Origin of the sequence: Tardiphaga robiniae (assembly GCF_013359755.1) — a bacterium.
Lineage (GTDB): Bacteria > Pseudomonadota > Alphaproteobacteria > Rhizobiales > Xanthobacteraceae > Tardiphaga > Tardiphaga robiniae.
In genome coordinates, this window is record NZ_JABMCJ010000091.1 from 135,684 (window position 1) to 148,112 (window position 12,429).

General features: G+C 61.6%; 14 protein-coding genes. All 14 read left to right on the forward strand.

Going from position 1 to position 12,429, the window contains the following annotated elements; all coding sequences use genetic code 11:
• Positions 1–105: 105 nt before the first annotated feature.
• The 14 genes from HP556_RS21735 to HP556_RS21800 all read left to right on the forward strand — a co-directional run bounded on the left by HP556_RS21735 (position 106) and on the right by HP556_RS21800 (position 12,339).
• Positions 106–2,427: a RelA/SpoT family protein gene (locus tag HP556_RS21735; RefSeq protein WP_175368492.1), complete on the forward strand. Its 2,322-nt coding sequence runs from the start codon at positions 106–108 to the stop codon at positions 2,425–2,427.
• A 32-nt stretch (positions 2,428–2,459) separates the two neighbouring features.
• Positions 2,460–3,224, forward strand: a complete 765-nt coding sequence (locus HP556_RS21740; RefSeq protein WP_175368493.1) for a pyridoxine 5'-phosphate synthase — start codon at positions 2,460–2,462, stop codon at positions 3,222–3,224.
• Entirely contained in the window at positions 3,221–3,640 is a 420-nt protein-coding gene (gene acpS / locus HP556_RS21745; protein WP_175368494.1) for a holo-ACP synthase, read from the forward strand. The genes HP556_RS21740 and acpS overlap by 4 nt, the downstream gene beginning before the upstream one ends.
• Before the next feature lie 285 nt (positions 3,641–3,925).
• Positions 3,926–4,684: a signal peptidase I gene (lepB, locus tag HP556_RS21750; protein WP_089264616.1), complete on the forward strand. Its 759-nt coding sequence runs from the start codon at positions 3,926–3,928 to the stop codon at positions 4,682–4,684.
• Complete coding sequence (gene rnc / locus HP556_RS21755) at positions 4,681–5,502, forward strand: ribonuclease III (protein WP_089263817.1); 822 nt, start codon at positions 4,681–4,683, stop codon at positions 5,500–5,502. Before lepB ends, rnc begins: the two co-directional genes overlap by 4 nt.
• The gene (gene era / locus HP556_RS21760) at positions 5,492–6,445 is read left to right on the forward strand and encodes a GTPase Era (protein WP_175368495.1); all 954 of its coding nucleotides are present in this window, start codon (positions 5,492–5,494) and stop codon (positions 6,443–6,445) included. The genes rnc and era overlap by 11 nt, the downstream gene beginning before the upstream one ends.
• Positions 6,446–6,478: 33 nt before the next feature.
• Positions 6,479–6,871 carry a hypothetical protein gene (locus HP556_RS21765; RefSeq protein ID WP_175368496.1) on the forward strand — a complete coding sequence of 131 codons (393 nt, stop codon included), beginning with the start codon at positions 6,479–6,481 and terminating at the stop codon, positions 6,869–6,871.
• A gap of 44 nt (positions 6,872–6,915) precedes the next feature.
• The gene (recO, locus tag HP556_RS21770) at positions 6,916–7,665 is read left to right on the forward strand and encodes a DNA repair protein RecO (RefSeq protein ID WP_089263820.1); all 750 of its coding nucleotides are present in this window, start codon (positions 6,916–6,918) and stop codon (positions 7,663–7,665) included.
• A gap of 81 nt (positions 7,666–7,746) precedes the next feature.
• The gene (locus tag HP556_RS21775; protein ID WP_175368497.1) at positions 7,747–8,235 is read left to right on the forward strand and encodes a hypothetical protein; all 489 of its coding nucleotides are present in this window, start codon (positions 7,747–7,749) and stop codon (positions 8,233–8,235) included.
• Between the two features lie 77 nt (positions 8,236–8,312).
• Positions 8,313–8,606, forward strand: a complete 294-nt coding sequence (locus tag HP556_RS21780; protein ID WP_175368498.1) for a hypothetical protein — start codon at positions 8,313–8,315, stop codon at positions 8,604–8,606.
• Positions 8,607–8,615: 9 nt separating this feature from the next.
• Positions 8,616–10,082, forward strand: a complete 1,467-nt coding sequence (locus HP556_RS21785) for a TolC family protein (RefSeq protein ID WP_175368499.1) — start codon at positions 8,616–8,618, stop codon at positions 10,080–10,082.
• A gap of 13 nt (positions 10,083–10,095) precedes the next feature.
• Positions 10,096–11,481 (forward strand): multicopper oxidase family protein, encoded by a 1,386-nt coding sequence (locus HP556_RS21790; protein ID WP_175368500.1) that lies wholly within the window; start codon positions 10,096–10,098, stop codon positions 11,479–11,481.
• 52 nt (positions 11,482–11,533) lie between these two features.
• The gene (locus tag HP556_RS21795) at positions 11,534–11,995 is read left to right on the forward strand and encodes a cupredoxin domain-containing protein (RefSeq protein WP_175368501.1); all 462 of its coding nucleotides are present in this window, start codon (positions 11,534–11,536) and stop codon (positions 11,993–11,995) included.
• Between the two features lie 41 nt (positions 11,996–12,036).
• Positions 12,037–12,339: a copper-binding protein gene (locus tag HP556_RS21800; protein ID WP_093761412.1), complete on the forward strand. Its 303-nt coding sequence runs from the start codon at positions 12,037–12,039 to the stop codon at positions 12,337–12,339.
• Positions 12,340–12,429: the final 90 nt, after the last annotated feature.

Sequence of the window (12,429 nt, forward strand, 5' to 3'; positions counted from 1 at the left end):
CAAAGGCCCGGACATGCGTCCGGGCCTTTGCTTTTGCAGTCCGTTTCGGGGCAAACTTGAGACGAAGAATCCAGGTCGCTGCTGACCGGATCGAACGAGGCTAGGATGGCGACTTCGCGCCGTAATAAACGGCAGATGCAGGCTGCGAACGACACGGTCGCCGCGGTCTCGCCAGTTTCGCCTGAAGCGCTGTCTGCAGAGACGCCAATTCCGGCCAAGGTGCCGCGGACGTCCCGTGTCCGGATGATGCGGCAATACGATCTGGTGGACCGCGTCCGGGCCTATAACTCGAACACCGATGAGGATCTGCTCAACCGCGCCTATGTCTATGCCATGGTCGCCCATGGCGAGCAGACGCGGGCCTCGGGCGACCCGTATTTCTCCCACCCGCTGGAAGTGGCAGCGATCCTCACCGACCTCAAGCTCGACGACGCCACCATCGTGGCGGCGCTGCTGCATGACACCATCGAGGACACCGAGGCCACCCGGACCGAAATCGACAAGCTGTTCGGCGCCGAAATCGGCGCGCTGGTCGAGGGCCTGACCAAGCTGAAGCGGCTCGAACTGGTGTCGCGCGAAGCCAAACAGGCCGAGAACCTGCGCAAGCTGCTGCTGGCGATCGCCGACGACGTCCGGGTCCTGCTGATCAAGCTCGCCGACCGTCTGCACAATATGCGGACGATGGAGTTCATGCCGCCGGCCTCGCGCCGTCGCATCGCCGAGGAGACCCTTGACATCTATGCGCCGCTCGCTGGACGCATGGGTATGCAGGCGATGCGCGAGGAGCTTGAGGAACTGTCGTTCAAGGTGCTCGATCCCGACGCCTATCTGGTGGTGATGCAGCGTCTGGACTCACTGACCGAACGCAATCGCAACCTCATCGACATGATCGAGAGTCATCTCTCCACGAAGCTGGAGAAGAACGGCATCACGGCGCGGGTCACCGGCCGACGCAAGAAGCCGTTTTCGATCTGGACCAAGATGAAGCGCAAGTCGGTGGGCTTCGAACAGCTGTCGGACATTTACGGCTTCCGCGTCGTGCTGCAGGACATGGAGGCGTGCTACCGGGCGCTCGGCGTGGTGCACACGACCTGGCCAGTGGTGCCCGGCCGCTTCAAGGACTACATCTCGACGCCGAAGCAGAACGACTATCGCTCGATCCACACCACGGTGATCGGCCCCGGCAACCAGCGCGTCGAACTGCAGATCCGCACCGAGGACATGAACAGCATCGCCGAATACGGCATCGCCGCGCATGCGTTCTACAAGGATGGCATCGGCTCGCCGACCGAAATGCTCAAGCGCGAATCCAACGCGTTCTCGTGGCTGCGCCATACCATCGGCATTCTCTCGGAGAGCACCAATCCGGAAGAATTCCTGGAGCATACCAAGCTCGAACTGTTCCACGACCAGGTGTTCTGCTTCACGCCAAAGGGCAAGCTCATCGCGCTGCCGCGCAATGCCAATGTGGTCGACTTCGCCTATGCCGTGCATACCGACGTCGGTAACAGTGCAGTTGGCTGCAAGATCAACGGAAAATTCGCGCCGCTGTCGTCCGAACTGCAGAACGGCGACGAAGTCGAAGTGCTGACCTCGGCCGCACAGCAGGCGCCGCCATCCGCATGGGAAGGCCTGGCGGTCACTGGCAAAGCGCGCGCCGCCATTCGCCGTGCGACGCGAACAGCGGTCCGTGATCAATATGCCAGCCTTGGCCGCCGGATCGTCGAGCGCCTGTTCGTGCGCGCCAAGATGGAATATTCGGACGACCAGTTGAAGGGCGCGCTGCCGCGTCTGGCGCGCACGTCTATCGACGATGTGATGGCCTCGGTCGGCCGCGGCGAATTGCGCGCCGCCGACGTCGCGCGTGCGATGTATCCCGACTACAAGGAAGAGCGCATCGGCCGCTTTTCGGCCAACAACAAGAAGTCGACGGCGGACAAGGTCAGAACGCCGGATGGCGCGGCACGCTTCACCTCGATCATCTCGATCGGTGGCGTCGATTCCGATCTGCCAATTAAATTCGCTCCGAACGGTGGCGCCGTGCCGGGCGACCGTATCGTCGGCATCGTCACGCCGGGCGAGGGCATCACGATCTATCCGATCCAGTCACCGGCGCTGAAGGATTTCGAGGAAGAGCCGGAGCGCTGGGTCGACGTGCGCTGGGATATCGATGAATCCTCGCCGCAGCGTTTCCCGGCCAGACTCTTTTTGCAGAATGTCAACGAGCCCGGCAGTCTGGCGCAGATCGCCCAGGTGATTGCCGACCATGACGGCAATATCGACAATATCAGCATGCATCGACGCTCGCCCGATTTCACCGAACAGACCATCGATCTCGGGGTCTACGACCTCAAGCATCTCAGCGCGATCATCAATCAGTTGCGCGCCAAGGCTGTTGTCGCCAAGGTCGAGCGGGTCAATGGGTAGCGTCTTCCCTTAAGGTTTTCTGGAATTCCGTCATGTCCTCATCCTCGCTACGCCTCGGCGTCAACATCGATCACGTCGCGACCCTGCGCAACGCGCGGGGCGGCAAGCACCCGGATCCGGTCCGCGCTGCGCTGGAAGCCATTTCGGCAGGGGCCGACGGCATCACCGCGCATTTGCGCGAGGATCGTCGCCATATCCGCGATGCCGATATGGAGCGACTGAAGGCGGAGATCTCCAAGCCGCTGAATTTCGAAATGGCGGCGACGCCGGACATGGTGCGGATCGCGCTGGCGGTGAAGCCGCATGCTGTCTGCCTGGTGCCGGAGCGGCGCGAAGAATTGACCACCGAGGGCGGCCTCGACGTGGTCGGCCAGCGTGAATCGTTGGAGCCATCAATCGCGCGCTTCACCGAAGCCGGCGTGCGGGTGTCGCTGTTCATCGCGGCTGATCCCAAGCAGATCGAAATGGCCGCTAAACTAAAGGCCCCCGTGATCGAACTCCACACGGGCGCCTGGTGCGACGCGATCACCGATGGCGATACCGCGAAGGCCGCCAACGAGTGGCAGCGCATTGCCGCCGGCGCCAGGCTGGCGAAATCCGCAGGCCTGGAAGTGCATGCCGGCCATGGTCTCGACTATGCCACCGCCGAGACGATCTCGGCGCTGCCCGAAATCATGGAGCTGAACATCGGCTACTATATGATAGGCGAGGCACTGTTCATCGGTCTGTCCGATACGGTGCGTCTGATGCGCGCGGCGATGGATCGCGGGCGGATACAGTTCAAGAGCGCCTCATGATCATCGGCATCGGTTCCGATCTGATCGACATTACGCGCGTCGCCAAGGTGATCGAACGCCATGGCGACCGCTTTCTCGATCGCATCTTCACCGAGGCCGAACGGGCGCGGGCACAGCGCCGCGTGAAGAGCGAGAGGATGGTGGTGGCGACATATGCCAAGCGTTTCGCTGCCAAGGAGGCCATGTCCAAGGCGCTGGGCACCGGCATCCGCCAGGGGGTCTGGTGGCGGGATATGGGCGTCGTCAACCTACCCGGGGGGAAACCCTCCATGAAGCTCACCGGCGGTGCGCTGGTGCGGCTGCAGGCCCTGATACCGCCGGGGCATGATGCCCAGATCGATCTGTCGATCACGGACGATTGGCCGCTGGCGCAGGCTTTCGTCATAATTTCGGCCGTCCCGTCGCCCAAGCCCTGAGGGCTGGCCGGGAGCCGCACCTGAAGCGGTGCGATCACAAGCCGGCACGTCAAACTGGCGGGAAATAGCGGCTTTTCGGGGCGGTTCATTGCACCGTTACCAACAACCGTTTAAACCTGCGAGGACACCGAACCGACGCCAATTCTCGCTGACGCCGCTCATGGCATTTGCAGGACTTTGCCGTAATTATATGAATCTAATGCATTTTTCGTGCGAGGCGCGACGCCGCCTTGCCCCAAAATGCGCTGCCAGCCGCGCGGCGACGCTGCGGGAATCGGGAAAGCGATGAGTGTGACATCCGGGACCAAGACTGAAAGCGGCGTCGGCGAGACCATCCGTGTTGTCATCAACGCACTGCTGATCGCGCTGGTGATCCGGACCTTCCTGTTCCAGCCCTTCAATATCCCGTCGGGCTCGATGAAGGCCACGCTTCTGGTCGGCGATTACCTCTTCGTCTCGAAATATTCCTACGGCTACAGCCACTATTCGATCCCGCTGTCGCCGAATATCTTCTCCGGCCGCGTCTTCGGCTCCGAGCCGTCGCGTGGTGACGTCGTGGTGTTCCGTCTGCCGAAGGACGACTCTACCGACTATATCAAGCGCGTGATTGGTCTGCCCGGTGACCGCGTCCAGATGAAAGAGGGGCTGCTCTACATCAACGAGAAGCCCGTGCAGCGCGAGCGTATGAGCGACTTCGTCGGCGAAGATCCGTGCGGTTCCGACGCCACGGCGCGCGTCAAGCGCTGGAAGGAAACGCTGCCCAATAACGTCACCTATGAGACGCTCGATTGCGTCGACAACGGCTTCTACGACAACACCAATGTCTACACCGTGCCGCCCGGCAACTTCTTCATGATGGGCGACAACCGCGACAATTCGACGGACAGCCGGGTGCTGTCGGCCGTCGGCTATGTGCCGTTCGAGAATCTCGTCGGTCGCGCGCAAATGATCTTCTTCTCGATCGCCGAAGGCGAACATGCTTGGCAGATCTGGCGCTGGCCGACCGCCGTACGCTGGAATCGAATTTTCTCTATCGTGCGATGACCGACGACTCCAACAATCCCATCGAGACCGCGCCGAAAACCGACGAAGTCAGCTCGACGACCGAGGCTACGCCGGAGACGGCTGCTGCCCGCAAGAAGAAGGCACGCGCAGCGGCGAAGGTCGCCGCAGCCGAGATCGAAACGCGCATCGGCCACAGCTTCAAGGATCCTCTGCTGCTGGCGACAGCCTTCACCCATGTGTCGGCCCTGAAGTCGCAGCGCAGCCGGACCGAGAGCTACCAGCGTCTCGAGTTTCTCGGCGACCACGTACTCGGCCTCGTGGTCTCCGACATGTTGTTTCGCGCTTTCCCGAATGCGGATGAAGGCGAGTTGTCGAAGCGGCTCGCCGACCTCGTCCGCAAGGAAGCATGCGCCGACGTCGCACGGCTGTTGGGTCTCCTCGAGGGTATTAAGCTCGGCACGGTCGGCGCCGGCGCCGGTCAGCGGTTGCGCAAGTCGGTCCTCGGCGATATCTGCGAAGCCGTGATCGGCGCGATCTTCCTCGATGGCGGCTATCCGGCTGCGGAAAGCTTCGTGCAGCGCAACTGGACCGAGCGCATGCGCAAGCCAGTGCGCCCGCTGCGCGATCCGAAGACGGTGCTGCAGGAATGGGCCCAGGGCCGCGGTCTGCCGACACCGGCCTATCGGGAGGTCGAACGCTCCGGTCCGCACCACGATCCACATTTCAAGATCGAGGTGGATGTGAAGGGGTTTGCGCCGGCCGAAGGCGAGGGCGGCAGCAAGCGCGCCGCCGAGAAGGCCGCGGCGCAGGCGATGATTGCGCGTGAAGGCGTCAGCAGTGGCGGCAATGAAGGATGATGTCGTGAACGATGCTGAACCAGACCATGAGTCCGCAGGGACACCTACCGAGACCCGCTGCGGCTTTGTCGCGCTGATCGGTGCGCCCAATGTCGGCAAGTCGACGCTGGTCAATGCGCTGGTCGGCTCCAAAGTCACCATCGTCTCGCGCAAGGTGCAGACCACCCGCGCACTGATCCGCGGCATCGTGATCGAGAACCACGCCCAGATCATTCTGGTCGATACGCCCGGCATCTTCCTGCCGAAGCGGCGCCTCGACCGGGCGATGGTCAAGACGGCATGGAGCGGTGCGCATGATGCCGACGTCGTTTGCGTGCTGCTCGATGCCAAAGCGGGCATCAACGAAGAGGCCGAGGCGATCTTCGCGCAGCTTGCGAGCGTCAATCACCCGAAGATCCTCGTCATCAACAAGGTCGATATCGTCTCCAAGGAAAAGCTGCTGAAGCTGGCGCAGATGGCCAATGAGCGGCTGAAGTTCGAAGAGACCTTCATGATCTCGGCGATGACCGGTGACGGCGTCGACGACCTGCGCCGCAGGTTGGCAGCCGACGTTCCCGCCGGCCCGTATCATTATCCCGAAGACCAGATGTCGGATGCGCCGATGCGGCATCTCGCGGCGGAAATCACCCGCGAGAAGATCTTTCGCCAGTTGCATCAGGAACTGCCGTACCAGTCGACGGTGGAGACCGATAGTTGGACTGAGCGCAAGGACAAGTCGGTGCGGATCGAGCAGACGATTTTCGTCGAGCGCGAAAGCCAGCGCAAGATCGTGCTCGGCAAGGGCGGCGCGACGATCAAGCAGATCGGTGCGGACTCGCGCAGGGAGCTGACCGAGATCGTGGGCGCGCCCGTGCATCTGTTCCTGTTCGTGAAGGTGCGGGAAAACTGGGGCGACGATCCCAATCGTTATCGCGAAATGGGCCTCGAATTTCCTCACGAGTGATCGAGGAGCGATGATGGAAGTGCAGCCGACACGATGACCGCTCCCGCCAACCTTCCGAAGAACGTCTTCTATTTCGAAGTCCTGCTCTACATGTCGCTGATCCTCGACGCGCTGTCGATCGCGTTCCAGGACCGCACGCCTGACCTTGCGATGTCCGAGAGCACCATCATGGCGGCGAATCTGGTCGCCGCTTGCATGCTGTTGTTCTTCGTCTGGCTGGTGTGGCTCGCCGCCTATCGCCGCAAGGGCTGGCCGCGCTGGGTTCTGACTGTGTCGCTGGCGTTCTCGGTATTGTCGCTGTTTCAGGTGCTTGGCCTGTACGGACTGCAGTTCGACAGTGCGATCGAGATCGTGTCATGCATCCTGACCGGGCTCGGGCTGTATTGCGCTTTCACCGGCGATGCGAAAACGTGGTTCAAGGCCTGATCGCATTTGCTGCGGCGGCTGCCGAATTCCTGTAAACTGCCCCCATGGAATGGACCGATGAAGGCATCATCCTGGGCGTGCGGCGGCATGGCGAATCCAGTGCCATCGTCGAATTGCTGACGCGTAGCCATGGTCGTCATCTCGGCCTGGTGCGCGGTGGTGCGGGGTCAAAGATGCGACCGCTGCTGCAACCCGGCAATAGCGTGCAGGCGATATGGCGTGCGCGGCTGGACGAACAGCTCGGCTATTACCTGATGGAAGGCACGTTGATGCGTGCCGCGACGCTGCTGGGTTCGTCCCATGCGGTCTACGGCATCACCCATCTCGCCTCGCTGGCGCGGTTGCTGCCGGAGCGCGATCCGCATGAAGACATCTACGAGACGCTGGAGCGCATCCTGGATGACTTCGATGATGTCGGCGAAGCCGCGCTCCATGTGATCCGGTTTGAGCTGGCGATGCTGACCGAACTCGGCTTCGGCCTCGATCTGGAGAATTGCGCCGCCACCGGCGTGACCTCTGACCTGATTTACGTGTCACCCAAATCTGGCAACGCAGTGTCCCGGACCGCGGGTGAACCGTATCGCGACCGGCTGATGCGGCTGCCGTCATTCCTGCGCGAGAGTGAAGACGGCCAAAACAGCATCTCCGACCGCGACCTGCAGGACGGCTTCGACCTGACCGGCCGCTTTCTACTCCGCAACGTGCTGGAGCCGCGCGGGCAGGGCCATTCCGACGCCCGCGAAGGGTTCATCAACGCGGTGACGCGGCACCTCGCGCGAATCTCATCGTCCTGAGGCAAGTTCGACATTGGCGAATGCCGGATTCGCGTCTATGTTCCGCGTGTTGACGGGTTGATAGGAAGATATAGCGTCCAGATGCTGGTTCGTCTGACCAGAGTGCAGCGGCTGAGAGCAGGGTGGTTTGTCGCCCTGGCCTATCTGTTGTGCGTGCTGGCGCCGACGATCTCCTTTGCCTTGCCGGGACAGCACCCGGTCGCGCCGTGCCTGACCGGCGAAAGCCATATGACCGGCATGGTTCATGTTAACAGCAGCGCGTCGGCGCACATGCATGGGGATGGTCACGCGCACGATCACTCTGTCGCGCACTCATCTGCTGCACACTCTGCAGCCGCACATGCTGATGGCGACCACGCATTGACGGCGATCGACGATGCCTCCGGTTCGCACAAAGTGCCGCATTCACCGAACGGTCCATGCTGCGGCCTGATGTGTATTTCCGCACTGCCGGCACCGCTGACTGACATCGTGACCCCTTCGGTGCCGACGGTCCTTCGTGTCACCGAAGGCTATCGCGCGGTCACCGACAGTGCGCCTGCCCGGCTCTACCGCCCTCCCATTTCCTGATCTGATCGTATCGACGCGGTGCCGTGCCCGCTAAGGGCACGCGCACCTGTGATCCATCGTCATTTCAGGAAAATAACATGCTTGCGCAGCTTGGGGCGAAGCTCGCCGCCGTTTGTTCGGTGGCCGGGAAGCTATTCGATATCAGATTTGGAATCCTCGCAGCGATGACCGCTGCCGGTATGTCGCTCGGTGGCTGCATGCCAGTGACCGCACCGTTGGTTGGCGCCGACCCGGCAGATCCCGGCATCAAGGTTGCTGGTGTCGGCTATCGTTCCACGGTGGCTCCTTACAGCAGCCTTCGGCCGGTTGCCCCGTCGTCATGGCGGGAGCAGAACGACCGCGTCGCTCCTGTGCCGAAATCTGGCCGGTAGGGGCACGTCATGTTCAACAGGCATCACAAGTCACGCACGCATGCGCGCCAGTTCGGTTCAAGGTCTGCAGCCGGCATTGCGCTGCTATCGACGCTGTTGCTGGTGGGATGTGCATCGTTCTCGCCGGATCGCGGTATGGGCGTCGTCGCCGGGGTCGCAAGCGAGACCATCAACAAGGACGTGATTGCGATCCGGACGCCGGATGACGCACAACGTGCCGATGCGACCATCAAAGCCCTGCTGCGGCGGCCACTGACAGTCGACAGCGGGGTCCAGATCGCGTTGCTCGGCAATCGCGGGCTGCAGGCCGCCTATAACGAACTGGCGCTGGCTGAGACTGACCTGGTCGGCGACAGCCTGCCGCCCAATCCGACACTCTCGATCTCGCGCATTTCCGGCAATGGCGCGTTGGAAATCGAGCGACAGGTCGTCGGCGATATTCTCGCGCTGGCGACACTGCCGTTCCGCTCGGAGATCGCCCGTCAACGATTCCAGAAGGCGCAATTGCGCGCCGCGGAGGAGACGCTGCGGCTGGCCGCTGACGTCAGACGCGCCTACTACCGCGCCGTCGCTGCCAACGAACTTGTCGGCCTGCTGACGGACGCCAAGTCGACGGCGGAAGCTACGGCGCAACTCGCGCAGAAGCTGGGCCAGACCGGATCGCTGAACAAGCTCGACCAAGCCCGCGAGCAGGTATTCTACGCGGAGACGACCGCCGATCTCGCAACGCTCCGCCAGGAGGCCACGAGTTCGCGCGAGCGTTTGATCCGTCTGCTCGGACTCTGGGACACCGACATCGGCATCGGGCTGCCGCAAAAACTTCCAATACTGCCGCGCCAGCCGCTGTCGTTGCCGCGCATCGAGGTCGATGCCGTTGCGCACCGAATTGACCTGCAGATCGCCCGCATTGAACTCGCCGCACTCGCCCGGTCGCTCAATCTAACCGAAGCAAGCCGGTTCGTGACATTGCTCGACGTCGCAGGCATCGACCGCAAGACGCGTGATCCGGAGGGGGTACCGTTCCGCGAACGCGGCTTCGACGTGCAGTTTCAGATTCCGATCTTTGACGGTGGTGAAGTGCGCGTTCGACTGGCGGCGGAGACCTATAATCAGGCCTTCAACCTGTTGACCGAGAAGGCCGTGAACATCCGCTCGGAAGCGCGCGATGCTTTCAGGGTCTATCGCTCGACCTACGATATCGCCGGTCACTACCAGCGTGAGGTGTTGCCGCTACGCAAGATCATCTCCGAAGAGATGCAATTGCGCTTCAGCAGTATGCAGGTCGATGTATTCGCGCTGTTGACCGAGGCCCGCCAACGCATCGCAGCTTTGCGCGCAGCCATTGAAGCCAAGCGCAATTTCTGGCTCGCGCAGTCTGAACTGCAGACCGCAATCAATGGCGGTGGTCGCGGCGATTCTCAATCTGAAACGAAATCTGCGACGGCCGCTCAGGCGACGAGCGGAGGAGGGCACTGAGATGGAGAAAACCATGTTGTCCCGACGAAATTTTCTCGGCACCGCCACAGCGCTCGCTAGCGCTGCTGCGGTCACCGGCCGCGTGCAGGCGGCGAATATTCCCGAAGCGCCTATGATGGACGAGGTAACGATGCAGCCGCCGCTGCATCCGTCGAGTGGACCCGATTACAATCCGGTGGTTACGCTCAACGGCTGGACGTTGCCGTGGCGCATGAATGGCGACTGGAAAGAGTTCCATCTGGTCGCCGAGCCCGTCGAGCGCGAATTCGCCGACGGTATGAAAGCGTATCTCTGGGGCTACAACGGACAGTCGCCGGGGCCGACGATCGAAACTGTCGAAGGCGACAAGGTTCGCATCTTCGTTACCAACAAACTGCCGGAGCACACCACCGTGCATTGGCACGGTGTGATCCTGCCAAGTGGCATGGACGGCGTCGGCGGCCTGAGCCAGCCGCATATCAAGCCCGGCAAGACCTTCGTCTACGAATTCGAGATGAAGCACAGCGGCACGTTCATGTATCACCCGCATTCGGACGAGATGGTCCAGATGGCGATGGGCATGATGGGGATGATGGTCGTGCATCCCCGCGACAACAGCTTCCGGCCCGTCGATCGCGATTTCGTCTTCATCATGAGCAGCTATCTCATCGATCCCGGCACCTATCTGCCGAAGGTCAACGAGATGACCGACTTCAATATGTGGGCGTGGAACAGTCGCGTCTTTCCCGGCATCGATCCGTTGCCGGTGCGTCTCGGCGATCGCGTGCGGATACGGGTCGGCAATCTCACGATGACCAACCATCCGATCCATCTGCATGGGCACAAGTTTGCGGTTAGTTGTACCGATGGCGGATGGGTGCCTGACAGCGCGCAATGGCCGGAAGTCACCACTGACGTGCCGGTGGGGGCGATCCGCGCATTCGATTTTGTCGCCGACAATCCCGGCGATTGGGCATTCCACTGCCACAAGTCGCATCACACCATGAATGCGATGGGTCACGACGTCAGAAACCTGATCGGCGTCTCCAAAAAAGATCTGGCGAAGGCAGTCGGCAAGCTCGCGCCGGATGCGATGGTGATGGGATCCACTGGCGGCGCCATGGGCGAGATGGAGATGCCGATGCCCGACAACACGCTGCCGATGATGACGGGATCAGGACAGTTCGGTCCGATCGAGATGGGCGGCATGTTCAGCATCATGAAGGTGCGGGAAGGGCTCGCGCGCGGCGATTACCGCGATCCCGGTCCTTACGATTTCCCGAAGGGCACGGTGGCCTATGAGATCGAGGCGCCGCAAAGCGCAGCTCCACGACAGACGGGCGTGAAGGGCAACACCATCAAAGGCCAGGGATCGAAGCCGATGGACATGAAGAAGGGCATGAAAATGAAGGGGATGTAGGGCCAGGACTGCACATCGTCATCACAGACAACAAGCAACATGGAAAACTGAAATGAACAAGACTCGAAAGTACATTGGTCGCGGCGTCATGCTGGCCGCGATGGCTTACGCGGCCGCTGCTGTGGCCCACGACAAGCACGGAGGATATTCGGCCGGCGAACCCGGCGATCCCAAGAAGCCGGCGCGGGAGATCGTCGTCAGCATGAACGAGATGGATTATTCGCCTGCGGTCATTGAGGTCAAGCGCGGCGAGCAGATTCGCTTCGTCATCCGTAACGCGGGGACAGAAGCACATGAATTCCTGCTGGCGACCACGGCAGAGAATCTGAAGCACGGCGAAGCGATGAAGAAAAATCCCGACATGGAGCATGACGAGCCCAACGGCCTGCGTCTCGCTGCCAAGAAGTCCGGGGAAATCCTGTGGAAGTTCTCGAAGGCAGGGACGTTCGAATATTCATGCCTGATCCCGACGCATCGCGAATTGGGGATGACCGGCAAGGTCATCGTGAAATAGCCCGATGCAAACAGCTTCAATCTCACGCAAAGGACTGCACTATGAAGACCAATGGATTTGTCGCGCTTGTCGCGTTTGTTGCGCTCTCAATGTTCTGCGTCGCGGGTTATGCGCAGGACGCTGCGGTGCGCGGAGAAGTGAAGAAGATCGATGAAGCGGCAGGCAAGATCACTCTGAAGCACGGTCCGATCAAGAGCCTCGATATGGACGAGGGCATGACCATGGTCTTTCGCGTGAAAGACCCGGCGATGCTGAAATCGGTCAAGGTGGGCGACAAGGTGAAGTTCGATGCCGGTCGCGTCGATGGTCAGATCGTCGTGACCTCCATCCAGAAATCCAAATAGCCGCCGGAAGATGGCGTCCAGGCTGAGCCTGGACGCCATCTATCCAAGCCTAATGGCTGACGAAATGACGTGGGCGTCCTCTCCTGAGGC